At 69.0% G+C, this 26,209-nt stretch carries 23 protein-coding genes; 9 read left to right on the forward strand and 14 right to left on the reverse strand.

Annotated elements, in window-relative coordinates; all coding sequences use genetic code 11:
- Positions 1-267 precede the first annotated feature (267 nt).
- Genes AX750_RS05925 through AX750_RS05940 form a run of 4 tightly spaced genes read right to left on the reverse strand, consistent with a single transcriptional unit; the run spans position 268 to position 3,669 of the window.
- Positions 268-1,080, reverse strand: coding sequence for an NAD(P)-binding domain-containing protein (locus AX750_RS05925; RefSeq protein WP_197426638.1), 813 nt, complete (start codon positions 1,078-1,080; stop codon positions 268-270).
- A 33-nt stretch (positions 1,081-1,113) separates the two neighbouring features.
- Complete coding sequence (locus AX750_RS05930) at positions 1,114-2,193, reverse strand: LacI family DNA-binding transcriptional regulator (protein ID WP_066721615.1); 1,080 nt, start codon at positions 2,191-2,193, stop codon at positions 1,114-1,116.
- Positions 2,194-2,226: 33 nt separating this feature from the next.
- Positions 2,227-2,913, reverse strand: a complete 687-nt coding sequence (locus AX750_RS05935; protein WP_066721617.1) for a DUF4286 family protein — start codon at positions 2,911-2,913, stop codon at positions 2,227-2,229.
- A 12-nt stretch (positions 2,914-2,925) separates the two neighbouring features.
- Positions 2,926-3,669, reverse strand: a complete 744-nt coding sequence (locus AX750_RS05940) for a 3-ketoacyl-ACP reductase (RefSeq protein WP_156446564.1) — start codon at positions 3,667-3,669, stop codon at positions 2,926-2,928.
- 156 nt (positions 3,670-3,825) lie between these two features.
- Here AX750_RS05940 and AX750_RS05945 point away from each other — a divergent pair, with 156 nt between their 5' ends.
- Positions 3,826-5,463 carry a CoA-transferase gene (locus AX750_RS05945; protein ID WP_082737660.1) on the forward strand — a complete coding sequence of 546 codons (1,638 nt, stop codon included), beginning with the start codon at positions 3,826-3,828 and terminating at the stop codon, positions 5,461-5,463.
- A 3-nt stretch (positions 5,464-5,466) separates the two neighbouring features.
- Here the strand turns inward: AX750_RS05945 and AX750_RS05950 are convergent, their stop codons facing one another.
- Complete coding sequence (locus tag AX750_RS05950; RefSeq protein ID WP_197432798.1) at positions 5,467-6,402, reverse strand: 2-dehydropantoate 2-reductase; 936 nt, start codon at positions 6,400-6,402, stop codon at positions 5,467-5,469.
- A 199-nt stretch (positions 6,403-6,601) separates the two neighbouring features.
- Between AX750_RS05950 and AX750_RS05955 the strand changes: the two genes are divergently transcribed.
- The 5 genes from AX750_RS05955 to AX750_RS05975 all read left to right on the forward strand — a co-directional run bounded on the left by AX750_RS05955 (position 6,602) and on the right by AX750_RS05975 (position 10,740).
- Positions 6,602-7,456: an ABC transporter permease gene (locus AX750_RS05955; RefSeq protein ID WP_066720836.1), complete on the forward strand. Its 855-nt coding sequence runs from the start codon at positions 6,602-6,604 to the stop codon at positions 7,454-7,456.
- 97 nt (positions 7,457-7,553) lie between these two features.
- On the forward strand, positions 7,554-8,552 hold the full coding sequence (locus AX750_RS05960) for an ABC transporter substrate-binding protein (protein WP_066720835.1): 999 nt from the start codon (positions 7,554-7,556) through the stop codon (positions 8,550-8,552).
- 46 nt (positions 8,553-8,598) lie between these two features.
- Positions 8,599-9,126 (forward strand): MaoC/PaaZ C-terminal domain-containing protein, encoded by a 528-nt coding sequence (locus AX750_RS05965; protein WP_245282318.1) that lies wholly within the window; start codon positions 8,599-8,601, stop codon positions 9,124-9,126.
- Positions 9,123-9,947 (forward strand): ABC transporter ATP-binding protein, encoded by an 825-nt coding sequence (locus AX750_RS05970; RefSeq protein WP_066720829.1) that lies wholly within the window; start codon positions 9,123-9,125, stop codon positions 9,945-9,947. The genes AX750_RS05965 and AX750_RS05970 overlap by 4 nt, the downstream gene beginning before the upstream one ends.
- Position 9,948: 1 nt before the next feature.
- Positions 9,949-10,740: an enoyl-CoA hydratase-related protein gene (locus tag AX750_RS05975; RefSeq protein WP_066720821.1), complete on the forward strand. Its 792-nt coding sequence runs from the start codon at positions 9,949-9,951 to the stop codon at positions 10,738-10,740.
- Between the two features lie 93 nt (positions 10,741-10,833).
- Here AX750_RS05975 and AX750_RS05980 read toward each other — a convergent pair whose 3' ends face one another.
- The 7 genes from AX750_RS05980 to AX750_RS06005 form a co-directional block, all read right to left on the reverse strand.
- Positions 10,834-11,547 (reverse strand): response regulator, encoded by a 714-nt coding sequence (locus AX750_RS05980; protein ID WP_066720818.1) that lies wholly within the window; start codon positions 11,545-11,547, stop codon positions 10,834-10,836.
- Complete coding sequence (locus AX750_RS05985) at positions 11,544-14,261, reverse strand: sensor histidine kinase KdpD (RefSeq protein ID WP_066720815.1); 2,718 nt, start codon at positions 14,259-14,261, stop codon at positions 11,544-11,546. Before AX750_RS05985 ends, AX750_RS05980 begins: the two co-directional genes overlap by 4 nt.
- 18 nt (positions 14,262-14,279) lie before the next feature.
- On the reverse strand, positions 14,280-14,870 hold the full coding sequence (gene kdpC, locus AX750_RS05990; protein ID WP_066720812.1) for a potassium-transporting ATPase subunit KdpC: 591 nt from the start codon (positions 14,868-14,870) through the stop codon (positions 14,280-14,282).
- An 11-nt stretch (positions 14,871-14,881) separates the two neighbouring features.
- Positions 14,882-16,924 (reverse strand): potassium-transporting ATPase subunit KdpB, encoded by a 2,043-nt coding sequence (gene kdpB, locus AX750_RS05995; RefSeq protein WP_066720809.1) that lies wholly within the window; start codon positions 16,922-16,924, stop codon positions 14,882-14,884.
- Positions 16,925-16,932: 8 nt separating this feature from the next.
- Positions 16,933-18,639 (reverse strand): potassium-transporting ATPase subunit KdpA, encoded by a 1,707-nt coding sequence (gene kdpA / locus AX750_RS06000; protein ID WP_156446535.1) that lies wholly within the window; start codon positions 18,637-18,639, stop codon positions 16,933-16,935.
- A gap of 14 nt (positions 18,640-18,653) precedes the next feature.
- A complete protein-coding gene (gene kdpF, locus AX750_RS25395) occupies positions 18,654-18,743 on the reverse strand; it encodes a K(+)-transporting ATPase subunit F (RefSeq protein WP_082732779.1) in 90 nt (29 codons plus the stop codon).
- Between the two features lie 217 nt (positions 18,744-18,960).
- Complete coding sequence (locus AX750_RS06005) at positions 18,961-19,908, reverse strand: FAD-dependent oxidoreductase (RefSeq protein ID WP_066720806.1); 948 nt, start codon at positions 19,906-19,908, stop codon at positions 18,961-18,963.
- 151 nt (positions 19,909-20,059) lie between these two features.
- Between AX750_RS06005 and AX750_RS06010 the strand changes: the two genes are divergently transcribed.
- Together AX750_RS06010 and fdhD are read left to right on the forward strand one after the other, a co-directional pair.
- Entirely contained in the window at positions 20,060-22,342 is a 2,283-nt protein-coding gene (locus tag AX750_RS06010; protein ID WP_066720804.1) for an FdhF/YdeP family oxidoreductase, read from the forward strand.
- Positions 22,339-23,169 (forward strand): formate dehydrogenase accessory sulfurtransferase FdhD, encoded by an 831-nt coding sequence (gene fdhD / locus AX750_RS06015; protein ID WP_082737650.1) that lies wholly within the window; start codon positions 22,339-22,341, stop codon positions 23,167-23,169. Before AX750_RS06010 ends, fdhD begins: the two co-directional genes overlap by 4 nt.
- 26 nt (positions 23,170-23,195) lie before the next feature.
- On the opposite strand, the gene leuD is transcribed toward fdhD, so the two are convergent.
- Positions 23,196-23,822, reverse strand: coding sequence for a 3-isopropylmalate dehydratase small subunit (gene leuD / locus AX750_RS06020; protein ID WP_066720797.1), 627 nt, complete (start codon positions 23,820-23,822; stop codon positions 23,196-23,198).
- Complete coding sequence (gene leuC / locus AX750_RS06025) at positions 23,819-25,255, reverse strand: 3-isopropylmalate dehydratase large subunit (protein ID WP_066720854.1); 1,437 nt, start codon at positions 25,253-25,255, stop codon at positions 23,819-23,821. The genes leuD and leuC overlap by 4 nt, the downstream gene beginning before the upstream one ends.
- A gap of 127 nt (positions 25,256-25,382) precedes the next feature.
- On the opposite strand from leuC, the gene AX750_RS06030 reads away from it, so the two are divergent.
- Positions 25,383-26,207, forward strand: coding sequence for a GntR family transcriptional regulator (locus AX750_RS06030; RefSeq protein ID WP_082737651.1), 825 nt, complete (start codon positions 25,383-25,385; stop codon positions 26,205-26,207).
- Positions 26,208-26,209 lie beyond the last annotated feature (2 nt).

Raw genomic sequence — 26,209 nt, forward strand, 5'->3', positions numbered from 1 at the left:
GCCTCGCGGCGCTCCGCTGCCCCTCGTTTGTGACGTCCGCGTGGAAGCGCGGGCGGGATTTGGCACGACCACTCGCAGCAGGAGGCACTGGACAAACGCTTTCGCTATGGGACCCGGCAAGGTCTCACTGGCCGTCCGACGCCTGCCTCAGGCTCCAAAGCCGATCCCCGCGGTACGGGACGCCGCCGGAAGCGCGGCGAGACCCGACCTGAGCCGCCCCCGGGACGTTCGCCAACGGTCTCGCGCGGCGGCCGCCGTCGGGTCCGGTCACCGCAGCGGATAGCCCAGGAAGGCCGCGATGGCCGCCGTTTGGGCCTGCACCATGGCGCCGCCGCCGGCCGTCCGGCAGCCGCGGCGTGCGGCGGCAAGCAGAAGCGGTGTGGTCGGCTTCGTGACGATGTCGATCACCACGGTCCCGGACTCGAGGTCGGCGATGTCGATGGCGGTTCCGTCGCTCTCGGCCATGCCGACAGGTGTCGCGTGGACCAGCAGATCGAGACCGCGGAGGGACAGCGAGCCGGCTTCAGGCATGATGCCGCCCTTGGCGGCGATGCGGCCGCAGAGCGCGACAGCCCGGGCCTCATCCCGGTCGACGACCGAGAGCGAGGCGATGCCGGCTTCGACGAGGGCGAAAGCGATCGCCGCGCCCGCTCCTCCCGCGCCGATCAGGCCGACGCTCTTGCCCTGCGGGACGAAACCGATGCCGGCGGCAGCGCCCACGAGGCCGACGCCGTCGAAGATGTCGCCGATCCAGCGGCCGTCCGGCAGACGCCGGGCCGCGTTGACGGCGCCGACGTCACGCGCCCGCTCGCTGATGCTGTCCAGCCAGGGGATCAGCCGCTCCTTGTAAGGCATGGTGACGACGAGACCGTCGAGATTGGCGAGCGCCAGCAGGCCGGGGATCGCGGCCTCGAAGCGGTCGGATGGAACATGGAGCGGGACGAGCGCCGCATCGTGACCGGACGCCGCGAGGCGTGGATTGAAGTTCTGCGGCGAGCGGGCGTGGATGACGGGATCACCGAGAAAGCCGAGGAGCCGGGTCTTGCCGCTGATCGCGGGGGGCAGAGCGTCTGCGGGCATCGGGCAACCTTCTTGCAGATGAGGAGCGGGCATTCAGTCGAGAGGCGGCGGGCCGGAGGAGGCCCGGATCACCAGCTCAGCCTCCGCCTCGAACGAGACCGCGCAGTCGCGCCCCTCCAGCCTCGCAGTCAGGACCTGGGCGGCGATGCGGCCGATCTCGGCGCCCGGCACGCGCACGGTGGTGACCGGCACCGGGAGATGGCTCATGATCTCGATGTCGTCATAGCCGACGATCGAGAGATCGGCCGGGAGGCGAAGCCCCATGGCCAGCGCCTCCAGCACCGCGCCGACGGCGAGATGGGCGTTGCCGCAGATGATCGCGGTCGGCTTCGGGTCCGTCTGCCAGAGGCTGCGCAGCAGGCGCCGGCCATCCGCGATCGACCATTCGCCCATGGCGAAATGCTGCGGCCGGACGGCGAGGCCGCGGCTGGCGAGGGCATCCCGCACGCCGTCGAGGCGGGCGCTGGCGCGATCGTTGTTGCGGGTGGACTGCGCGATGACGCCGAAGCGGACATGGCCGAGATCGGCCAGATGGTCGGTCATCATCATCAGCGCCTTGCGGTTGTCGGGGCCGACGCAGGTGCCGTGGGTCTGCGAGTCATAGACGAAGGTGTTGACGAAGGGCATGTCGCGCCGCCGCAGCAGCGGCACCAACTCCGGATGGTGTGCCTGGCCGACCAGGATCAGCCCGTCGACGCCGCGCTCGACGAATTTGCGGACCTGGCGCAATTCCAGATCGGGATCATATTCCGAGCAGGCGAGCAGCAGCGTATAGCCGGCTTGAGACAGCTCCGACTGGATCGCCTGCGTCGCATGGGCGAAATCGCCGATCGACAGCGCCGGAAAGACCGCGCCGATGGTCTGGGAGCGGCGGGTGCTCAGGGCGCGGGCCGCCCCGTCCGGCACCCAGCCCAGTTGTTCGACCGCAACCGCGATACGCTCGCGCAGATCGGCCGAGACGACGTCCGGATTGTTGATGGCGCGCGAGACGGTCGCCGTCGAGACGCCCGCCGCCTGCGCCACCTCGCGCAGACCCACGCTGCGCCGCACGTCGCCGCGCCCCTCGGACGGCGCGATGACCGTGCCCCTGTCGACCGTCTTCACCCGCGCCATGCGTTCATCTCTCCCGCTCCGGCCGGCAGGACCTCACGCGAGTTGCGGTTTCGCCAGCCCGTATTGCAGGCGATAGATGCCATAATCGCGCGCCGGATCGTAGCCGGACGCCACGGATGACAGCGCCTGCGCGGACGCATGTTCGGCAAGCGCCGCCTCGAGCGGTGCGGCCTCGACGGCCTCGATCAGCAGAATCCAGTCCGCCGTCTGGTCGGGCTCGCCGCGCAGGGCCTTTTCGGCCGTCGCGCCGCCGCCACCGCCCTGCCCTTCGAGCAGATGCACGGCCACGATCGAGGGCGCCGCCTGAAGTTCGTCCATCATCGTGCCGAGACGCGCGAGAAATGCAGCCCGCTCGCCGCTCGCCGCCAGCCGCAATGTCGCGACGGAGGCTCCGTCGCCGAGTCCGCGGCTCTGCGCGACGTGGCAGATCGTCCGCGACGTCTCGCGGAAATGCCGGACGACACGCTGCGTCCAGGGCGACGGCGCGTTCAGCCGAGCCAGATAGTCAGGCGAGACCAGCACCTCGGGCGTCTCCGTCTCGTAGAAGTTGAAGTATTTTGGCGCGCCCCGCTCCGCCACATAGCGGCGGCCGCGCAGGAAGCCCGGCACGGCGACGCGCTCGGGGATGTGCTCGCCGATATGCCAGGCGACGAAATCGGCCTCCGCCTCCGCGGCGATGCCGTTCCAGATCGCCAGCACGCCCTTGCCCGCCAATGCCACGTCGTTTTCTCCTCAGACCCTGTGCAACTGCAGCCCGCCGCCGACGTCGATATGGATGCCCGTCGCATAGGGGATCGCCCCCGTGACGAGGGCAGCGACGGTGCGCCCGACATCGGAGGGCTCGCCCCAGCGCTGCATCGGAATGCCGCCAGCCGCGAGCAGCGCGTCGTATTTTTCCGTCACCGGCGCGGTCATAGCGGTGCGGATCACGCCCGGGCGGACCTCGAAGACGGCGATGCCGTCGGCGGCCAGGCGCGCCGCGAACAGCTTCGCCATCATGCCGACGCCGGCCTTGCTGATGCAGTAATCGGCGCGGTTCTCGCCGATGATCTCGGCATTGGCCGAGCCGATGAAGACGATCGAGCCCGGCTGGCCCGGTAGCTTCGCCAGGCGCCGGCGCGCGAAGGCCTGCGTCAGGAAGAAGCCGGCGCGGAGATTGACCGAAAGCGTGTCGTCGAAGCTCTCCGGCGAGAGATCGAGCAGGTCGCCGCGCTGGCGCGAGGTGATGCCGGCATTGTTCACGAGGCACTCCGGCTCGCCGAGATCGACGGCAATCCGCTCGATCAGCGCGTCATGGCCAGTGAGATCGGCGACGTCGCAGCTATAATAGGCGCCCGCATCGGACGGACCATGCCATGCCTCGGAGACAGGCTCCCGGCTGACCCGCGCCACGACGAAACCGGCAGCAGCGAGCGCTTCCGCGATGGCCGCGCCAATGCCGCGCCCTGCCCCGGTGACGATCGCGACGCGTTTCACGGCGCCGGTCTCGCGGTCCGACCGGAATGGCATCTCATGGCCGGGGCAAGGCGTCTCGGACTTGACACTGGTCGACTCCCAATTCTATGCAAGCGGTTACAAAACCGGCTGCGAAAGTCAATCGCTCCGATGCCGGACGCAGCGAGGAAGCGACCGATGAAGGTGATCAGCGCGAGCGAGGCAGCCTCGCTCATCCAGCCCGGCGACAGCATTTTGGTCAGCGGCTCGGGCGGCGGGCATTGCGTGCCGGAGGCCGTGCTGGAAGCGATCGAAGCCCGCTTTCTCGAGACCGGCGCACCGCGCGACCTCTGCCTGATCCACGCGGTGGGCATTGGCGACCGCAAGCTGAAGGGCGCGGCGCGCTTCCGCCACCCCGGCATGCTCAGGCGCAGCATCACCGGCGCGCTGGTCGATTCCCCGCCGCTGATCGAGTTGGCGCAGAAGGATCTGATCGAATCCTACACCCTGCCGCAGGGCGTGATCGCGCAGATGACCCGCGAGATCGCCGCCGGCCGCCCCGGCGTCATCACCAAGACCGGGCTGCACACCTTCGTGGATCCGCGCCAGCGCGGCGCGCGGCAGAGCGCTTCGGCGCGCGAAGACCTCGTCGAACTGCTCGAGATCGGCGGCGAGGAATGGCTGCGCTTCAAGCCGTTTCCGCTCGATGTCGTGCTGTTGCGCGGGACCACCGCCGACGAGGACGGCAACGTCACCATGGAGCAGGAGGCGGTGCCGGGCGAGATGCTGTCCTCCGCCCAAGCGGGCCGGCGGCTCGGCGCGGTCGTCGTCGTGCAGGTCAAGCGGCTGGCGCGGCGCGGGACGCTGCCGCAGCGCGCGGTGAAGATCCCCGGCATCCTTGTTGACCATATCGTCGTCGACGAGAACCAGCGCCAGACGTACTGGAGCGACTATAATCCCAGCTATTCCGGCGAGATGCGGATTCCGTTGGAGGGCATGCGCCGCCTGCCCTTCACCGAGCGCAAGATCGTCGCGCGTCGCGCGGCCATGGAGATCCGCCCCGGTGCGATCTGCAATCTCGGCGCCGGCATCTCGACCGGCGTGTCGGCGGTCGCGGCGGAGGAAGGCTTCCTCGACGAGATCGTTCTGACCAACGAGCAGGGCTTCGTCGGCGGCGCGCCGCTGACGGGTCCGGATTCCGGCGCCGCCCAGAACTACGACGCCGTCGTCGACCAGCCCTACCAGTTCGATTTCTACGATGGCGGCGGGCTCGACATCGCTTTCCTCTCCTTTGCCGAGGTCGATGGCGAGGGCCATGTCAATGTCAGCCGCTTCGGCGACACCATCGTCGGCATCGGCGGCTTCGTGAACATCAGCCAGAACGCCCGCAAGGTCGTGTTCAGCGGCACCTTCACCGCCGGCGGGCTGCAGATCGCCACAACGGACGGGCAGTTGCGCATCCTGCAGGAAGGCCGCAGCCGCAAGTTCGTCCGTGCCGTCGAGCAGATCTGCTACAATGGCCGCTTCGCCCGCGAGCAGGGCCGCGAGGCGGTCTTCGTCACCGAGCGCGCGGTCTTCCGCGTCGGCGCCAGCGGGCTCGAACTGTGCGAGGTCGCGCCCGGCATCGACATCGAGCGCGACATCGTCGCCCATATGGATTTCCGCCCCGCCATCGCGGCCGATCTCAGGACGATGGATGCGCGCCTCTTCGCGGCTGAGCCGATGGGCCTCAAGCGCGACATCGCGGCACTCGGCTCGCAGGCTCGCCAGCCGCGTCGTCGGCTGGGGCAGACGGAGACTGTGCATCGCGTCGCGGGCGTGGCCGAACCGGCCTGAGGTTCAGGCCTCGTCCCGCGCCCTTTCCAGCCCGAGCATCAGAGCCGCGAGGGCCTCGAGCGTCGGCGTCGGTACGCTCTTGGAGCGGCCGCGTTCGATCACGCTGCCATAGATCGCTTCGACCTCGCTGGGCCGGCCCGCCTCGATGTCGCGGCGCATGCTGGTCTTGTTGCGCGCTGCTCCGCTGCCGACGATGCCGTCGAAGACGCGGTAGCGTGTTTCTCGCGGCAGATCGATGCCCCAGGCCTGCGCTACGGCGGCGGCCTCGTCCATCGCCCGCCTCGCGATGAGGGCCAGCGGCGGCAGGCTCGCGACGCCGCCGATGGTCAGCCCGGTCAGGCCACTGGTCGCGGACATCGCGACGTTCAACATCAGCTTCCGCCATTTCTCGGTCAGAATGGACGCGCTCGCCTCGGTCGGGAGGCCGTGCTCGGTCAGCAGCGCGGCCAGCGCTTCGGCCCTCTGCGAGAGGCCGCCCGACATTTCGCCGATCAATGTCGGCAATGCGGCGTAGTTGCGGACCACACCGGGAGCGTCCAGCGTTGCGCCGAGCGAGGTCAGACCGCCCAGGACGGCACCCGGCCCCATCGCTTCCACCATAATCTCTTCATTGCCGAGACCGTTCTGGACGCTCACGGCAACAGCGCCGGGCGCCATCAGCGGCGCCACGCTTCGACTCACCTCGCGCGTCGCATGCGCTTTGCACTGGACCAGCACGAGATCGGCCGGGACAACGCTTCTCGGCGTGGTTGCGACGTGGATCGGAACGCTGCGGTCACCCCCCTCCCCGACGATGCGCAAGCCCCGCTCGCGGATCGCCGATGCACGCTCCTCGCTGCGCATCAGGAGCGTGACGCGCAGGCCCCGCTCGGCCAGCAGGCCACCGAACAGGCAGCCCATCGCTCCCGCCCCGGCCACCAGGACACGCGGATCCTTCATCTGCAGCCTCCTCGTCGCCGCGTTGCCGACGCCGGCCATTCACGACAATGTAAGCGGATACATTTTGCTTGTCACGCCGGCCAGGGTCGACTAGCTTCTCCGCATCGACCATGGCGGCGCCCTGCCAATGCAGCGCAGCGCCCCATCAAGAGCGCCGCCTGCGGGCAGGTGCCGGACCACAGGGAAGGAGAGCCGGGACATGGCTTCGCAGATGGCGTCGCGGGCGGCGTCCGATTTCGACAGCGCGCCGGCGGTTGAGGCCGCGCCGCGCCGCCGCTCGCCGACGATGCGACGGCTGCGCGCGATCGGCTGGAATCTGATTCCGCCGCTGACCTTCGTGGCCATCGTCGGCCTGTGGTCCTTCTCGATTCAGTTCTTCAAGATCCCGGCCTATCTGCTGCCGGCGCCAGGGGCGGTCTTCCAGCGCGTCGTCACCGATGCCGGCATGCTCTGGCTCAATGCCAAGGTGACGCTGACCGAGATCGTGCTCGGTTTCGGCCTGACGGTCGTCTTCGCCATCCCGCTCGGCCTGCTGATCGCGCTCTCGCCGATCGCCAAGCAGACACTCTATCCGCCGATCATGCTGCTGCAGCTCGTGCCGAAGATCGCGGTGGCGCCGCTCTTCCTGGTCTGGCTCGGTTTCGGGATGGAATCGAAGGTCCTGCTGACCCTGCTGATGACGTTCTTCCCGCTGCTTCTCGCGAGCATCAGCGGCTTCCAGATCCTCGACCAGCGGCTGCTCTATCTGACGCAGTCGATGGGGGCGAGCACCTGGCAGACCTTCTGGTATCTGCGCTTCCCCGCCGCGCTGCCGGTCATCTTCTCCGGCATCAAGACCTCGGCCACCATTGCCGCGACGGCCGCCATCGTCGCCGAATTCGTCGGCGCCAATCAGGGCCTCGGCTATGTCCTGCTGCGCGGCACCAGCACGCTCGACATCGAGCTGACCTTCGCGGTCCTCGTCGTGCTCACCATCATCGGCATCGTCATCAACTACGCGGTCGAGTTCAGCGAGTGGCTGATGACGCCCTGGCAGCGTCGCACCCGCCGCTGAGCACGCCGGAGCGGCGGCGAAACGCTGGCCGAAGGAGCCAGCTTCCGCCCCACCGAGACGAAAACCACGACAAGACCAACACAATGGGAGGGCTCACATGAAGCACTGGATCAATCGCTCGCTGGCGGCCACCGCCTTTGCCGCCGGCCTCGGGCTTTCTGCCGCGCTGGCACAGACCCCTGTCACCTTCCAGCTGAACTGGACGGCGGGTGGCCCGAATGCCGGCTTCGCCGCCGCCGTCGGCGAGGGCTACTACAAGGCCGCCGGGCTCGATGTGACGATCGTGCAGGGCAATGGGTCGGGCAACACGGCGCAGCTCGTCGCCAGCGGCCGTTCGCAACTCGCCTATGCCGACGCGGTGGCGGTCAGCCAGCTGATCTCCAAGGGCGCACCGATGAAGATCGTCTCGACGATCTACCAGTCGAACCCCAATGCCGTGAACGCGCTCAAGAAGACGGGCATCAAGTCCGTCGCGGATCTGAAGGGCAAGAAGATCGGCGTGCCCGCCGGCGGCTCGCAGGGCCCGATGCTGCCGCTTCTCCTCAAGGCCAACGGCCTGAAGGAATCGGACATGACCCTGATGAACATGCCGGTGGCCGCGATGGTGCCCTCGCTCCTGCAGGGCCAGGTCGACGCCATCCTCGGCTCGACCGACGCCTACCAGATCCAGCTCGAGATGCAGGGCGCCGAGCTGACCAATTTCCCCTTCGCCGATCACGGCGTGCCGACGGTGGCGACCTCGATCTTCGCCTCCAACGACTACATCAAGCAGAATCCCGAGGTGCTGAAGAAGTTCATCGCCGCGAGCCTGAAGGGCTGGTCGTTTGCGCTCGACAACCCGGCGAAGGCGATCGAGCACGTCAAGACGCTGTTCCCGGACGTCAACGTCAAGCTCGCCACGGCCGAGCTCGCCGCGATCACCCCGCTGTTCTGCAGCGGCGGCGCCAAGTTCATCGGCAAGGCCGAGGACGCGCACTGGACCCGCACCCAGGCGCTGCTCTCTGAGGTCAAGTTGCTGCCGGAAAACCAGGATCCGAAGAGCTACTACACCAATGAGTATCTGCCCGCCGAGAGCGAGATGCGCGCCTGCAAGTGAGCAGGCGTTTCCCGCCTTCCCCGCGACCAGGACGATGCCGGACGCCATGCAGGACAAACCGAGACTGGGTTATCGCTATGACGACCTCCATGTCGGGATGCGCTTTCGCAGCCCGGGCCGCACGATCACCGATGCCGACCTGGTCGGCTTCGCAGGGCTGACGGGCGATTTTTCGGAGCTGCATACCAGCGACGTCTACGCCCAAGCCAGCCAGTTCGGTCGAAGGGTCGCGCATGGCATGCTCGGACTCGCCTATGCCCATGGCCTGATGTGGGCGCGCACCGGCGAGCTTCGCGAGATGGCGATCGCCTTCCTCGGCATCGACGGCTGGCGCTTCGTTGGGCCGGTCTTCGTCGGCGATACGATCTTCGTCGACTACGAGCTCGCCGAACTGCGCGACAGCCGCTCGCGGCCGACCCAGGCGATCGCCACTTTCGAGGTCAAGGTGGTGAAGCAGGACGGGTCGGTCGTGCAGCAGGGCCGCAAGGCCCTGCTCGTCTCCAAGGTGCCGCTCGAGGCCGTGGCGGCGTCGAGCTCCGCCGCTCCCGCGGCCAATGAACGGACAGCCTCATGACCGAGCCGGACCAGAAGTCGGGTGTGACGATCCACATCCGCAATGTCTCGAAGGTGTTCGGCGCGGACGGCGATAAGCCTTTCCGCGCACTGAAGCCGATCGACGTGACGATTCCCGCCGGCCAGTTCATCTCGGTCGTCGGAGCTTCGGGCTGCGGCAAGAGCACACTGATGCTGATGATCGCCGGGCTGCTCTCGCGCTCGACCGGCGAGATCACCGTCGACGGGCGCAGTGTCACCAAGCCGATCACCGATGTCGGCATCGCGTTTCAGGACCATCTGCTGCTCGATTTCCGCACGGCGTTCGAGAACGTCATGCTGCATGCGGATATCCGCGGGCTCGACCGGGATACGCTGGCGCGCCGGGCGAAGGACCTGTTCGCGCAGCTGCGGCTCGAGCACGCGATGGACAAATATCCGAACCAGCTCTCGGGCGGCATGCGCCAGCGCGTCTCGCTGATCCGGACGCTCGTCCATGAGCCGCCCGTCATCCTGATGGACGAACCCTTCGGCGCGCTCGACGCCCTGACGCGCCTCCAGGTCCGGACCGATCTCGAAAGCCTATGGCTGCGCCGGCGCCCGACGGTGGTCTTCATCACCCACAGTGTCGAGGAGGCGGTGGGTCTTTCCGACCGCATTCTGGTGATGAGCCCGAGCCCCGGCGAGGTGATCGACGACATCGAAGTCGACCTGCCACGGCCTCGGCCGATCGTGCTCGGCGACGCCGCGGCCTTTGCGGCCTATGTCGACCGCATCCACCATCAATTCGAACGCATGGGCGTGCTGCACGGGATCACCCTGCCCCAGCAGAGCGCGGCCTGACATGGCGAATGACGGCGCGGCAGGGGGCAGCGCGAGGCTGAGCGAAACCTCCTTCATCGCCGAGATCGCGCTGTGGAACGGGCCGCTCAACCTCGTCACGGGTTCGCTGCTACGCCAGCTCAACCGCATCCTCGCCGACCTCGCGCGGCGCGACGATCTGCGCTGCGTGATCCTACATGGCGGCGAGTCCCGCGCCTTCTGCGCCGGCAGCGACATCAAGGAGTTCGCCTCGGTCCGCCACGAGGCCAGCGAGCGCAAGATCCTGGTGGAGGACATGGTTCTTCGCAATCTCGCGCGGCTGCCGATGCCGACCATCGCCGCCATCGATGGGCCGGCACTGGGCGGCGGGCTCGAACTGGCGCTCTGCTGCGATCTGCGGGTCCTGAAGGCGGGTGTCGCCATCGGTCTGCCGGAATGCCATCTCGGCGGGCTCGCCGGCAGCGGCGCGGTCCGGCTGACACGGCTCGTCGGCCCGGCCCGCGCCAAGCAGATGCTGTTCACCGGCGCCACCATCTCCAGCGAGACCGCCCTCGCCTGGGGCGTCGTCAACGCGGTTGCCTCCGACGGTTCGGCGCTGGAGGCCGCGCGGCGGCTTGCCGGCGAGATCGCCGAGCGTGGCCCGATCTCGAACCGCCTCGCGAAGGACCTCGTCGATCGCGCCGGCGACCTGCCGCTCGACGCCGGGCTGATGCAGGCCAATGTCGCGCAGCAGCGCATTTTCGATTCCGACGACCTGCACGAGGGCGCTGCCGCCTTCTTCGGCAAGCGCGCGCCTGTCTTCGCTGGGCGATGATGCCTGGCCCTACCACCACTGGACCAGGCTTGGTCATGCCGGACCAAGGAAGAGCGAAGATCCGCCTCTCGCATCCGAGGCTCACGGCCTCGTCTAGGCTTGTGCCGCGTTGCGCGCATCGACGAGGCGGTAACCGACGCCGGGCTCGGTCAGGATGAAGCGGGGATCGGCCGCGTCGTCGCCGATCTTTTCGCGGACATGGCCGATCGCGATCCGCAGATAATGGGTGTCGGCGACATGGGCCGGGCCCCAGATCGTCGTCAGGAGCTGGCGGTGCCCGACGAGCTTGCCGGCATTGCGCGCCAGCAGAGCGACGACGTCGAATTCCTTGCGTGTCAGCTTCACGGCCTGGCCGTCGACGCTCACCGTGCGGCTCGCCAGGTCGATCTCGAGCCCGCCAATCCGGATGGCGGCCGGCTCGGCGTTGCGTTCGCCGCGGCTGCGCAGCAGCGCCCGAAGCCGCGCCAGCAATTCGCCCGTGGAGAACGGCTTGGTGACATAGTCGTCGGCGCCGGCATCCAGCGCCGCGATCTTCTCGGTCTCGGCATCGCGCACGGACAGAACGAGAATCGGCACGCTCGACCATTCGCGGATCGCCTGGATCACCGCCTTGCCGTCCATGTCGGGCAGGCCGAGATCGAGCAGCACGGCATCGGGCGCCGCCGTCGCGGTGCGCTCGACGCCGAGGCGGCCGCGGTCGGCTTCCAGCATCTCGAAGCCGCCGGCGCCGAGCACGATCGCGAGAAAGCGCCGGATCGGCGCCTCGTCGTCGATCACCAGGATGCGGGCGGGCTTGGGCTCGGTCATTCGGAGAGATCGCTGCAGGCAGGGGCGAAGGGCAGCCTGATCACGATCGCGGCGCCGCGTCCACCGGGCCCCGCTTCGGCCCGTGCCGTGCCGCCATGCGCCTCCACCAGCCCGCGCACAATCGACAGGCCGAGCCCCGTGCCCGCCGGACGCGAATCCCCTTCCGCCACGCGGTGAAACAGGTCGAAAACGCGCTCGCGCTCGGCCTCGGGAATGCCGGGTCCCTCATCGGTCACCGCGATCTCGGCCATGGCGCCGTCGGCTCGCGCCGCGATCGTGATCGAGGTGCCCGCAGGTGCGTATTTGGCGGCGTTCTCGACGATGTTGGCGATGGCCTGCCCGATCAGCACGGGGTCGACATGGAGCGGCGGCAGGTCGCGCGGCGTTTCGATGACGAGGCGGTGGCGCGCAAGCACCCGCTCGAGATCGGTCCGCACCACGCCGAGGATTTCGCGCAGATCGACCGCCGCGCGCTTCGGCGCCAGCGCACCATGGCCGAGCCGGGTCATGTCGAGAAGGTTCTGGACGTAGCGGTCGAGCCGGCGCGCCTCGTCGAGCGCCGTCATCGTCAGCTCGCGGCGGTCGGCCGCACCGAGGACGCCATCGGTCTCGGCCAGACTCGACACGGCGCCGATCACCGTCACCAGCGGCGTGCGCAGATCGTGGCTGACGGAATTCAGGAGCGCCCCGCGCAGCTTCTCGCCCTCGGCCGAGACGCGGGCATTCGCCAGTTCGCCGGCGAGCCGCGTCCGCTCCACCGCGACGGCGACCTGGTCCTCGACCGCCAGCAGGAGGCGCCGCGTCTCGGGGTCGAGCCCGCGCTGCCGGTCGCGGAAGCGCACGCCGATGACGCCCAGGATGCTGCTGGCGGTGGCGAGCGGCACGAACAGCCATTCGGCCATCGGCAGCGTCGCGGTGCCCGCGCCGGCCGGCTCGTTCTTCTCGAAGGCCCAGCGCGCGGCGCCCTCGGCGCGGGCATCGAGTTCCGCGATGGTGGGGTGGCCCTGCACCTGCTGCAGCGCCCCCGCTGCATCCGGCATCAGGATCAGCGACTGGCAATCCAGCGTCGCGGCAATGTGGAAGGCCGCGGCCCAGAGCACGTCGTCGGTCTGCGTGGCGGAGGCGATCTTGCGGGCGAAGTCGTAGAGGGTTTCGGTGCGCCTCTGGGCGGCGCGCATCGCCTCGACCTGGGCCTTGAGCCGCCCGGCCAGCGTGCCGGTGAAGAGCGCGCCCAGCAGATAAACCAGGATCGACACGACATCTTCCGAGCGGTTGATGTGCAGCGAATAGTAGGGTGGGGTGTAGAAGAAGTTGTAGGCCACCGATCCCAGCGCGCCTGCCGCCAGCGAAGGCCCCAGCCCCCAGCGCGCCCCGACCATCAGCACCGCGATCAGATAAATCGCCGAAATCGCGCCCCCCGGCACCGCATCCCAGATCGAGATCGGCAGGGCCAGCATGGTCGCCACGACGATCGCACCGCAGGCGGTGGCGTAGCCCTGCCACGGTCCTTGCAGCCAGGGGTCGGCGACCGCCTTGCGCCGTTCGACCCGGGCATGCGGCGTCACCACCGTGATCTCGAAATCGGTGGCGTCGTCGAGCAGCCGGTCCGCGACAGGTTCGCGAAAGGCGCCGACGAGCCGCTGCCACCAGGACCGCTGCGAGCGCGGCCGCCCGATCACCAGCCGCGACACATTGCGCTGGCGGGCATAGCGCAGGATCTCGCCCGCGGCGTCCGTCTCCGCCCGCAGCACCACCGTCTCGGCGCCGAGCGATTCCGCCAGCCGCAGTGCCTCGGTGGTGACGGCGCGCGCATCCGAGGGAAGCGCCTCGTGGCGGGGCGTCAGCACCGTCGCTACGATCCAGGGCAGGCGGGCACGCTCGGCCATGCGCTTGCCGGCCCGCACGAGGCTGCGCGCCACCGGCGCTTCGTTGATGCAGACCAGCAGCCGCTCCTCGGCCGGCCAGGGACCCTTGACGGCATGGGCCTGCATCCAGTCGAGCATCTCGGCATCGACGCGGCTCGCGGCCGTGCGCAAAGCGAGTTCGCGCAGGGCCGTCAGCTTGCCCTTGCCGAAGAAGTTGTCGAGCGCCCGGCCGATCTGCTGCGGCACATAGACTTTGCCGTCCTCGAGCCGCTTGATCAGCTCCTCAGGCGGCAGGTCGATCAGCTCGATCTGATCGGCCCGCTGCAGGATCTGGTCCGGCACCGTCTCCTGCACGCGCACACCGGTGATGCGCGCGACGACGTCGTTCAGGCTCTCGACATGCTGGATGTTCAGCGTGGTCACGACGTCGATGCCGGCGTCGAGCACCTCGACGACATCCTGCCAGCGCTTGGGGTGGCGCGAGCCCGGCGCGTTGGTGTGGGCGAGTTCGTCGATCAGCGCGATCGCCGGCCGGCGCGCGAGCAGAGCGTCCACATCGAGTTCGCTGAGGACCTGCCCGCGATAGTCGACCTGTCGCCGTGGCAATTGCTCGAGGGTGTCGAGCAGCGCCGCCGTTTCGGCCCGTCCATGCGTCTCGACGAGCGCCACCACGACATCGCGGCCCGCGCGCTGGCGCACGCGGGCCTCCTCGATCATCGCGAAGGTCTTCCCTACACCCGGCGAGGCGCCCAGGAAGATCTTGAGCCGGCCGGCGCCCGCCTGCTCCTCGCCCCGCGCTCCGGCGAGGAAGGATTCGGGCGGGGGCCTATCGTCGTGCGGGCTGGGCATGCGCGGGCAACCAGAGCATCAGCGCGCGAGCCTGTCGAGCGCGAGGTTGAGGGCGAGCACATTGACGCGCGGCTCGCCGAGAATGCCGAGCAGCGGCGGCTCGACCTGGTCCTGCACGAGGCGGCGCAGGCTGTCTTCCGCCACGCCGCGGGCCTTCGCCACGCGCGCCACCTGGGCGAGCGCCGCCTGCGGCGAGAGGTCCGGGTCGAGGCCCGAGCCCGAGGCCGTGACCAGGTCGGCCGGCTGCGGTCCGCCGCCGAGCGCCGCGACCCGGTCCGTGATCGCGGCCTTCAGCGTTGCAGACCCCGGCCCGAGATTGGAACCGGTCGAGTTGGCGGCATTGTAGGGGCTGTCCACCGTCTTGGACGCATCCTGCGGATCGGGTGCGGAAGTCGCCGAGGGGCGGCCATGGAAATAGCGATCCGACGTGAAGGACTGGCCGATCAGCGACGAGCCGATCACGGCGCCGTCCTTCATCACCGGCGAGCCGTTGGCCTTGGCGGGAAACACGGCCTGGGCGACCCCGGTGACGGCGAGGGGATAGGCGGCGCCCGTCAGCACACTGAACAGGCCGAGCAGGACGAGCGAGGGACGTAGATAGGAGGTCACGATCTATCTCCTCAGGCGAGGTGGAGCAGGTCGACGATCAGGTCGATCGCCTTGATGCCGATGAAGGGCACGATCAGGCCGCCGAGCCCGTAGACGAGCAGGTTGCGGCCGAGCAGGGAGGCCGCCGAGGCCGGGGCGTAGCGCACGCCCTTCAGCGCGATCGGGATCAGCGCGACGATGACGAGCGCGTTGAAGATGATGGCCGACAGGATCGCCGATTGCGGGGTGCCGAGCCCCATCACGTCGAGCACCGCGAGGCCCGGATAGGCGGTGACGAACAGCGCCGGCAGGATGGCGAAATACTTGGCGACGTCGTTGGCGATCGAGAAGGTCGTCAGCGCGCCACGCGAGATCAGGAGCTGCTTGCCGACCATGACGATCTCGATCAGCTTGGTCGGGTCGCTGTCGAGGTCGATCAGGTTGCCGGCTTCCTTGGCGGCGGGCGTGCCGGAGTTCATGGCGACGCCGACATCGGCCTGCGCCAGCGCGGGCGCGTCGTTGGAGCCGTCGCCGCACATCGCCACCAGCCGCCCTTTCGCCTGTTCCTTGCGGATCAGCGCGAGCTTGGCTTCCGGCGTCGCCTCCGCGAGGAAGTCGTCGACGCCCGCTTCCGCCGCGATGGCGGCCGCCGTCAGCGGGTTGTCGCCGGTGATCATCACCGTGCGGATGCCCATGCGGCGCAGTTCCGCGAAGCGCTCGCGGATGCCGGGCTTCACCACATCCTTGAGATGCACGACGCCGAGCACGTCGTTGTCGCGCGCCACCACCAGCGGCGTTCCACCCGCGGAGGCGATCTTGCGCACCGCCTGCTCGACCGTCGCCGACAGTGCGCCGCCGGTGAGCTTCGCCATCGTGTCGGAGGCGCCCTTGCGCAGGGCGCGGCCATCCGGAAGGTCGACGCCCGACATCCGGGTTTGCGCGGTGAAGGGCACGAAGACCGCGCCTGCACCGGCCGCGGCCTCGAAGCCGAAGCGCCTGGCGGCGAGATCGACGATCGACTTGCCCTCCGGCGTCTCGTCCGACAGCGAGGCCAGGAAGGCCGCCTCGGCGAGATCGCGCTCGCTGACATTCGCCGCCGGCTCGAAGGCATGGGCCATGCGGTTGCCGAAGGTGATCGTGCCGGTCTTGTCGAGCAGCAGCACGTCGATGTCGCCGGCCGCCTCGACCGCGCGGCCGGATTTGGCGATGACATTGGCCTTCACGAGCCGGTCCATCCCGGCGATGCCGATGGCCGAGAGCAGCCCGCCGATCGTGGTCGGAATGAGTGTCACGAACAGCGCCGCGAGATAGATCACCGGCAGCGTCGTGCCCGACCAGGACGCGAAGAAGGGCAGCGTCACCACGACGAAGAGGAAGACCAGCGTCAGCGCCGCCAGCAGGATGTCGAGCGCGATCTCGTTCGGGGTCTTCTGGCGCTTGGCGCCCTCGACGAGCGCGATCATGCGGTCGAGGAAGGTCTCGCCCTGGCGGGCCGTGACGCGCACCACGAGCCAGTCCGAGACCAGCCGCGTGCCGCCGGTGAGCGAGGAGCGGTCGCCGCCGGATTCGCGGATGACCGGCGCGGACTCGCCGGTGATGGCGCTTTCGTCGACCGAGGCGACGCCCTCGATGATCTCGCCATCGGTCGGCACGATGTCGCCGGCCTCGATGAGGATGACCTCGCCGGGCTCGACGAGCTCGACCTCCTTGGTGCCGTAGACGACCCGGTTGGCCGGATCGACCAGGACCTTGGCGAGCGAAGAGGAGCGGGTCGAGCGGAAGGCGTCGGCCCGCGCCTTGCCGCGCCCTTCCGCGACCGCCTCGGCGAAGTTCGCGAAGAGCACGGTGAACCACAGCCAGATCGCGATCTGCAGGCCGATCCAGAAGACCGGCCCGCCAGTCAGCCCTTCGCGGATGACGAGGATGGTGGCGAGCAGCGACACCAGCGCGGTCGAGAAGATGACCGGGTTTCGCGCCAGGCTGCGCGGATCGAGCTTGCGGAAGGCCTGCAGGATCGCAGGCCGGAGGATGACGGGCGAGAACAGGCCCATCTCGGTGGGAGCATGCTTGCTCATGGGGACCTCTAGAAGCTCTGCCCAGCCCGGATCGAGACGTGTTCCGCGATCGGGCCCAGAGCGAGGACGGGGAGGAAGGTGAGCGCGCCGACGATCAGGATCGTCGCCACCAGCAGCGTGACGAAGAGCGGCCCATGGGTGGGGAAGGTGCCGGCCGTCTCGGCCGCGGGGCGCTTGGCCGCGAGGCTGCCGGCGATCGCCAGGATCGGAATGATGTAGCCGAAGCGGCCGAGCATCATGGCGATGCCGAGGAAGCTGTTGTGCCAGGGCGTGTTGGCGGTGAAACCGGCAAAGGCCGAGCCGTTGTTGCCGGTCGCCGAGGTGTAGGCGTAGAGCAACTCCGAGAGCCCGTGGGGGCCGGCGTCCTGCACCGAGGCCTGAGCCTGGCCGGTCGCGATCGCCAGCGAGGCGAAGACCAGGATGCCGAGAGGCATGATCAGCAGGGTCAGCGCCGCGAGCTTGATCTCCTTCGCCTCGATCTTCTTGCCGAGATATTCCGGCGTGCGGCCGACCATCAGCCCGGCGAGGAAGACCGTGATGATGACGAAGAGCAGCATGCCGGTGAGGCCGACGCCGACGCCGCCATAGACCACCTCGCCGAGCTGGATGTTGAGCATCGCGACGAGCCCGCCCAGCGGCGTGAAGGAATCGAGCATGGCATTGACCGAGCCGTTCGAGGCCGCCGTCGTCGCCGCCGCCCAGAGCGTCGAGGCGAGGATGCCGAAGCGGACCTCCTTGCCCTCCATGTTGCCGGCCGCGGCATCGACGAGCCCGGCGTGCAGCGGGTTGCCGAGGCGCTCGGCGCCATAGATCGCTGCGAAGCCGGTAAGGAACAGCACGGCCATCGCCGCGAAGAGGGCGCGGCCCTGGCGCCGGTCGCCGACCAGCCGGCCATAGGTGAAGCAGAACGCGACCGGGATCAGCAGGATCGAGATCGTGGTCAGCAGGTTCGACAGCGCATTCGGGTTCTCGAAGGGATGCGCCGAATTGACGTTGAAGAAGCCGCCGCCATTGGTGCCGAGCTGCTTGATCGCGATCTGGCTGGCGACGGGGCCGAGCGCGATACTTTGCTTGGCGCCTTCAAGCGTCGTGGCGTCGAAGGATGCGGCGAGAGTCTGCGGCAGGCCGAGCGCGACCAGCACCAGCGCCAGGACGAGCGCGGCCGGCAGCAGGATGTAGAGAGTGGTGCGGGTCAGATCGACCCAGAAATTGCCGAGGACGCGGGTCTGCTTCGCGGCGAAGCCGCGTGCGACGGCGGCGGCCACAGCGGCGCCGCTGGCGGCCGAGACGAAGTTCTGCGTCGTCAGGCCGAGCATCTGGTTGAGGTTCGAGAGCGTCGTCTCGCCGCCATAGGACTGCCAGTTGGTGTTGGTGACGAAGGACATCGCCGTGTTGAAGGCGAGAGGCGCCGGCATCCCGTCGAAGCCCTGCGGGTTGAGCGGCAGCAGGTTCTGGTAGCGCAGCATCAGGAACAGCAGCGCGAAGCCCGCCGCGTTGAAGGCGAGCAGCGACAAAGCATAGGCGTGCCAGCGCTGAGGCTGCGGCCGGCCCTGGCCAGCGAGCCCGAGGATCGCGTTCTCGATCGGCGACAGGAATTGCGCTTCGCCGGTGAAGACGCGGGCCATGTAGTGGCCGAGCGGCCAGGCGAGCCCCAGCAGCAGGGCCGCGAAGATCAGGAACTGGACGAGGTCAGGGATGAAAGGGGTCTGGGTCATGAACCGCTCCCCGGTCAGAAGGATTCGGGGCGCAGCAGCGCCTTGAGCAGATAGGCCAGCAGCAGCGCCGCCACCGTCAGCCCCAGAATGATGTCGAGCGGCATGATGCGCCTCACAGCCGCTCTGCCGCGGCGACGGCGACGCCGGCGAGGCCGAACAGCGCGAGGCCGCCGAGCAAGAAGAGAAGGTCGATGAACATGGAAAAGCTCCGGTCCGTGGTCGGACCGGAGATGGAGCCGATGGCCGTAAGGCCGCCATGTCGAAGACGCCGGCTCGGCGTAACGCCGGCGTAAAGTCGCGATGCGGGGTGTCGCCGGCCGCTCAGCGCGCCGGGTCTGGACCCAGGATGGCCGCGGCGAGGCTGTCGCCGCTGTCGAAAGCGGCTTCCACCCGCGGCCCGATGCACCAGTCGCCGCAGGCTCCCAGGCGGGCCGAAGGGTCCCAGAAAAAGGCCTCGCCCAGCGGCTGCTCGACCAGCGCGTAGCGCCAGCGATGGGCCGCGAGGAAGGCTTGCTCCGCAGTCTCGCCGGTGAGAGCGCGGAACCGGGCATGAAGTGCCGCCCCCGCCTGCTCAGGCGTGTCCTCGAGATGCTCGCGCGACCAGCCCGGCGTGGCGTGCACGACGATGGCGTCACCGCTCGCATCGCGCCCGGGCTTGGAGTTGTCGCGCGCGATCCAGGCGATCGCCGTATCCTGCGGACGCAGGCGGTCCTGCGTGAGCGCGGTGCGCGCCTGAAAGCCGAGCATCAGCGCCCAGCAAGGGGCATAGGTCGCGCGCGCCGCGCCGGCCCAGTTGCAGCCCGCCGACGCCAGCAGCGGCGCGGCCTGCGGTGCCGGCACCGCGACGATGACGCCGGTGAACGTGCCGTTGCCCTCGGTCGCGACCGGTCCTTCGGCCGCCGAGACAGCCCAGCCATGGGAGCCGCGTGTCAGCGACGAGACGGTGCATTCGCTCACGACCGTCGCCTGCGGGGCCAATGCGCGGGCCGGCGCGCTCATGCCGGGCAGGCCGACATGATCCTCGCCCCAGCGCCCGACCAGCCCCTCCCCCGTCAGCCTCGTGACAAGCTCGCGAAACCGCTCGCCACGGGTGGTGAAGTATTGTGCGCCATGGTCGAAGCGGAAACCGCCAGCCCTCCGCGTCGCCATCCGCCCGCCGAGGCCGCGACTCTTGTCGAACAGGGTGACCGACCGGCCGGCTGCGCCCAGCCGGCGCGCAGCCGCAAGCCCGGCCATCCCGGCGCCGATCACGGCCCAATGTTCGTTCATCACGCGTGCCTCCGATGCCTCACGCTTACGCCCGCCAGCGCCTGCCGGATCAAAGCCGGACGCGGCCTGACGGGTTGCGACAGATGATTCCAATGCGGAACCATTAAAGCCGCCGCCGATTGGGTCTCGGGAGATCACCGGGAGGATATGGATGGCCCGTCGCGCACGCTACAAGCCCTATCGGCAACCGACCGGCGGATGGGGCTCGGTCAAGTCGCTCGGCGTCCATGTCGTCGGCCAGAATGCCTTTCACAGCACGCCGGGGCTCCTCACGGACCATAACAAGGTCGGCGGCTATGCCTGCACCAGCTGCGCCTGGACCAAGCCGCGCGAGGCCCATAGCGCCGAGTTCTGCGAGAACGGCGCCAAGGCGACCTTCTGGGACGTGACGACCCGGCGCACGACGCCTGACTTCTTCGCCCGCCACAGCGTCACCGAACTGCTCGGCTGGTCGGATTACGAGCTCGAGAATGCCGGGCGGCTGACGCATCCGATGCGCTATGACCGCGCTTGGGATCGCTATGTCGAGGTGTCCTGGGCGGAAGCGTTCTCCGACATCGGCCAGAAGCTCAAGGGCTACGATCCGAAGTCGACGGTGTTCTATGCGTCGGGCCGGGCCTCGCTCGAAACCTCCTACATGTATCAGCTCTTCGCGCGGCTCTACGGGCACAACAACCTGCCCGACAGCTCGAACATGTGCCACGAGACGACCGCGGTGGCGCTGCCGCAGAGCATCGGCACGCCGGTCGGCACCGTGCTGCTCGACGATTTCGCCGCGACCGACTGCATCCTCTCCTTCGGACAGAATGTCGGCACCAACTCGCCGCGGCTGCTGCACACGCTGCAGCAGGTGCGCGAGCGCGACGTGCCGATCATCGTCTTCAACCCGCTGCGCGAGCGCGGCTGGGAGGCCTTCGTCAATCCGCAGCGCCCGGGGCAGATGCTCACCAACGCCCCCACGCAGATCGCGACGCAGTACCACCAGCCGCGGGCCGGCGGGGACATCGCGGCGATGCTCGGCATCGGCAAGGTGCTGCTCGCGCTCGACGACGAGGCGAAGGCGGCGGGGCGGACGCGGATCCTCGACGCGGCCTTCATCGCGGAGCACACGCAGGATTTCCCCGCTTTCGAGGCCAAGCTGCGCGAGACGGGCTGGGACGAGATCATCGAGGCCTCCGGCCTGCCGCGCGCCGCGATGGAAGCCGCCGCCGCGACCTATGCCAAGGCGACGGCGACCATCGCGATCTACGGCATGGGGCTGACGCAGCACCGGCTCGGCGTCGACAGCGTGCAAATGCTGGTCAACCTGCTGCTGATGCGCGGGCAGATCGGCAAGCCCGGCGCGGGCATCTGCCCCGTGCGCGGCCATTCCAACGTGCAGGGCCAGCGCACGGTCGGCATCGCGGAGAAGGCCGAGCTCGTGCCGCTCGACCGGCTGGCGGAGCAGTATCGCTTCGAGCCGCCGCGCGAGGATGGCCTCGCCACGGTCGAAGCCTGCGAGGCGATCATGGCCGGCGAAATCCGCGCCTTCATCGGCCTCGGCGGCAATTTCGTTCGCGCCATTCCCGAGCGCGAACTGATGGAGGCCAAGTGGGGCGGAATCGACCTCTCGGTCCAGATCGCGACCAAGCTCAATCGCTGCCATCTGATCACCGGCCGAACGAGCTATCTCCTGCCGACCCTGGTTCGCTCCGAGATCGACGAGCAGGCGAGCGGGCCGCAGATCGTCACGGTCGAGGACTCGACCACCTGCATCCATGGCTCGCGCGGCAGGTGGAAACCGGCTGCCGAGACGCTGCTTGCCGAACCCCGCATCGTGGCCGAGCTCGCCAAGGCGACGCTGGAGCCCAATCCTCAGGTTCCCTGGGACGAGTGGGTCGCCGATTATGCGAAGGTGCGCGACGCGATCGAGGCGACCTATCCCGACCAGTTCGAACGCTTCAATCAGCGCCTCGACATTCCCGGCGGTTTTCCGCGCCCGGTGGCGGCGCGCCAGAGGCGCTGGGAGACCGAGAGCGGCAAGGCCCATTTCAAGGTGCCCAAGGCCCTTTGCGCCAGCTTCGACGATGGCCGCGACCATGGCGTGCTGCGGTTGATCACGCTGCGCTCGAATGACCAGTTCAACACCACCGTCTACGGCTATGATGATCGCCTGCGCGGTATCAGCGGCTCGCGGATGATCGTCATGATGAACCGCGACGACCGGATCCGCTTCGGCATTGCCGAGAAGGGCAAGGCGCGGCTGACGACGGCCGTCGATGACGGTGTCCGGCGCTCGATGGGCGGGTTCGAGGTCATCGACTACGACATCCCCGCCGGGACCTGCGCCGCCTATTTCCCCGAATGCAACGCCCTGCTGCCCCTCTGGCACTATGCCGAGGAGAGCAAGACCCCCGCGGCGAAGTCGATTCCGATCCGGGTCACGGCAGAATGAGCACCCTCCTCCCCCTGGCAACCCAGGCCGGCAGCACCGCCTGTCGCCCGGTCGCAAGCACACGCTGGCGCTACGAGGCGGAAACCTGCGTCGCACGCGATACCGAGATCGCCGTCGAGTGGCCGGTGAACATCCGCTACGGCTCGGTGCCTTACGCTGTGATGATGGCGACGCCGCTCGACCTGGAAGACTTCGTCACTGGCTTCAGCCTGACCGAAGGGATCATCGCCGACGCATCCGAAATCCGCGCCATCCGCATCTCCGATGAGCCAGAGGCGATCAGTGTCGATGTCGAGCTGGCGCCGGGCCGTTTCCGGCAGCATCTCGGCCGGCAGCGGCGACTGACCGGGCGGACCTCCTGCGGCGTCTGCGGGGTCGAGGACGCGAGCCAGTTGCCCCGTGCCGAGAGACGATCGGCGACGCGCACGCCGGTGGCTGCCGAAGCCGTGGCTCGCGCCGTCGGTGACCTGCGCGCCCATCAGCCGCTCTATGCGCGCACCCGAGCCGTTCACGGCGCCGCCTGGTGCGACCGCGAGGGACGCATCCTGATGGCGCGTGAGGATGTCGGCCGCCACAACGCCCTCGACAAGCTGATCGGTGCGGTGCTGCGGGCGGGCGAAGCAGCGACGGGCGGGTTCGTCGTCGTGACCAGCCGAGCCTCCTATGAGATGGTCGAGAAGACTGCGATGCTGGGCGCGGCGGCGCTCGTCTCGGTCTCGGCGCCGACCTCGCTGGCGGTGAGCCGGGCGAGAGCCGCCGGGCTGATGCTGGTTTCTGTCGCCCGGGAGGACGGCTGCGAGGTGTTCTCGGGCGAACTCACCCGTTGATCGGGCGCGGCGGAGTTGCCTGCCGCTCAGGGCGAGCCGCCGGAGCTTGGGTTCGCCCAGGGACGGTCATGATCCAGCGCCGTCCTGTAGCGCCGGATGTCGCCCGCGAAGGAGCGCGTGACGTCGATATCGTCCCAGCCGTTGAGCAATTGCTCGCGCCACACCGGGTCGATCGCGAAGCTGGCCGCGCGGTTGCCCCAGGACACGGTCTGGGCCGCGAGATCGACGGTCACGGGCAGATCGGGTGTCGCCGCGAGCGCCGCCAGCAGATCCTCGACATCTTCCTCGCCGAGGACGGCCGGCAGGACGCCGTTCTTGACCGCGTTGGAGGCGAAGATGTCGCCGAAGGTCGGCGCGATCACCGCATCGAAGCCATGATCGGCCAGGGCGTAGACCGCCGCCTCCCGCGACGAGCCGGAGCCGAAATTGCGCCGCGCGACCAGGATCGGCGCGCTGCGCCAGGGCTCGCGGTTGAGCGGGAAGTCCGGCCGCTCCGCGCCCGATTCGTCGCGCCGCAGATCGTGCAGGAGGAAGGAGCCGTAGCCTTCCGAGCGCGGCCGCTTCATGAAACGGGCCGGGATGAGCTGGTCGGTGTCGACATTGGCCAGCCCCAGCGGGCAGGCCACGCCGGCGATCCGCGTCAGGGGCTTCACGCGCGGCCCTCCAGCATGGGGCGGACATCGGCGAGCCGGCCGACCACCGCGGCAGCCGCGACCATCGCCGGCGACATCAGATGGGTGCGCGCCCCCGGCCCCTGCCGGCCGCGGAAATTGCGGTTCGTGGTCGAGGCACAGCGCTCGCCGGCGGGCACCGTGTCGCCATTCATGCCGACGCACATCGAACAGCCGGCCTCGACCCAGTCGAGCCCGGCCTCGGTGAAGATGCGGTCGAGCCCCTCCTCCTCCGCCTGGCGCTTCACCAGCGAGGAGCCCGGCGATACCAGCCCCGGCACCCTCGCCTTTCTCCCCGCGAGAACGCTCGCCGCAGCGCGGAGGTCCTCGATGCGGGCATTGGTGCAGGAGCCGATGAAGACGCGGTCGATCGCGATCTCCGAAAGCTTCTGGCCGGCGCGCAGCCCCATATAGTCGAGCGCGTCGCGCAGGGTCGCCGCCCGGCCCTCATCGGTCTCGCGGGCCGGATCGGGAACGGTCGCGTCGATCGGCAGCGCGTCCTCCGGACTCGTGCCCCAAGTCACCACGGGCGCGATCTGCGCGGCGTCGAGCGTGATTTCGCGATCGAAGGCGGCGTCCGCGTCGCTCGGCAGCCGGCGCCAGTCCGCCACCGCTCGGGCGAAAGCGTCGCCCTTGGGTGCGAAAGGTCGGCCCTCGATCCAACGGAAGGTCGTCTCGTCGGGAGCGATCAGCCCGCAGCGCGCGCCGGCCTCGATCGACATGTTGCACATCGTCATGCGACCGGCCATCGGCAGCGCCCGCACCGCCGCGCCGGCATATTCAACCGCATGGCCGCGCGCACCGTCCGCGCCGATGCGGGCGATGATCGAGAGGATGAAGTCCTTGGCGCCGACACCGGCGATGGGCGTCCCGTCGATGCGGATGCGCATCGTCCTCGGCTTCTTCTGCCAGAGCGTCTGCGTCATCAAGACATGCGCGACCTCGGAGGCGCCGATCCCGAAGGCATAGGCCCCGAAGGCGCCATGGGTCGAGGTATGGCTGTCGCCGCAGACCATGGTCAGGCCCGGCAGCGTCAGGCCCTGCTCGGGCCCGACGACATGGACGATGCCCTGGCGCGGGTCCTGCATTCCGAACAGTTCGATGCCGTGCCGGGCGGTATTGCTGCCGAGATCGTCGATCATCCGGGCAATTTCCGGCTGTTGGATCCGGTCGCGGTTGCGCGTGGGGACGTAGTGATCGGCGATACCGAAGGTCAGCCCCGGTTCGGCCACGGTGCCGCCGCGGGCCTGAAGCTGGTTGAAGGCGTGGAAGGAGCCCTCATGGACGAAATGCCGGTCGATCCAGAGCAGCGCGTCGCCGGACGGCCGCTCGACCACGACATGGCTGTCCCAGAGCTTGTCGAACAGCGAGCCCGGCCGTTCCGCCGCCTGTCCCCTGTCTGCCGATCCCGTCATCGTCATCTCCCTCGGCGAAAAACATAACCGCTCGCCCGCTTGACGCAAGTCAGTTGTTCTATACGCTAGACAACTAGCTGTCCGATGAGACAGTCAATTGTCTGGTGGATGGGACGGACAGCACACGGTGGATCCTTCGCTCGAACCGCTGAAGGCGAGACGGCTGGCACTGCAACTGCGCGAGCGCATTGCCAGCGGCGAGATCGCGCCGGGTTCGCGTCTGGCGAGCGAGCCGGCGCTTGCCCTGGAGCACGGCGTCTCGCGCGTCACGGTGCGGCGCGCGCTCGACAGCCTCGCCGCCGAGGGTCTGATCGATCGCCGCGTCGGCGCCGGCACCTTCGTGCGCGAGGCCGAGGCGCCCAAGCCGATCGTCGCCGACTTCGCGAACATGCTGACCCACCTGGTCGAGATGGGCCGCCGGACCGGCGTGAGGCTGGTCTCCTTCGGCTACGGGCCGCCGCCGGAGCCGGTCGCGAGGGCACTCGGCCTCGCTCCCGGTGAGCGCACCCAACGCTCGGTGCGCGTGCGCCTCATCGACGGCCAGCCCTTCTCCTATCTCACCACCCATGTGCCGGAGCGCATCGGTCTGACCTATTCCGAGAACGATCTCGCCAGTGTGCCGCTGCTGACGCTGCTGGAGCGAGCCGGCGCCGCGGTCGAGCGCGCCAGCCAGACGATCAGTGCCACGCTGGCGAGCCCCGACGTCGCCGAGGCGCTGGGGCTGGAGATCGGCTCGCCCCTGCTCTCTCTGACCCGCGTCGTGCTGGGGCCCGACGGGCAGGGCGTCGAGCATCTGCACGCTCTCTACCGGCCGGACCGCTACTCCTTCCAGATGGAGCTACACCGGGCCGGTGCAGCCGGCGACCGGCGCTGGTCGCCCGTCCCGAGCCATGGCGCGGAGCCGGATGGCGGCACGCCCGTCACGCCACCATCCGCCGCAGCGAGGGGTTGAAA

The sequence above is a fragment of the Methylobacterium sp. CCH7-A2 genome (assembly GCF_001557075.1).
GTDB classification, from domain to species: Bacteria; Pseudomonadota; Alphaproteobacteria; order Rhizobiales; family Beijerinckiaceae; genus Allobosea; species Allobosea massiliensis.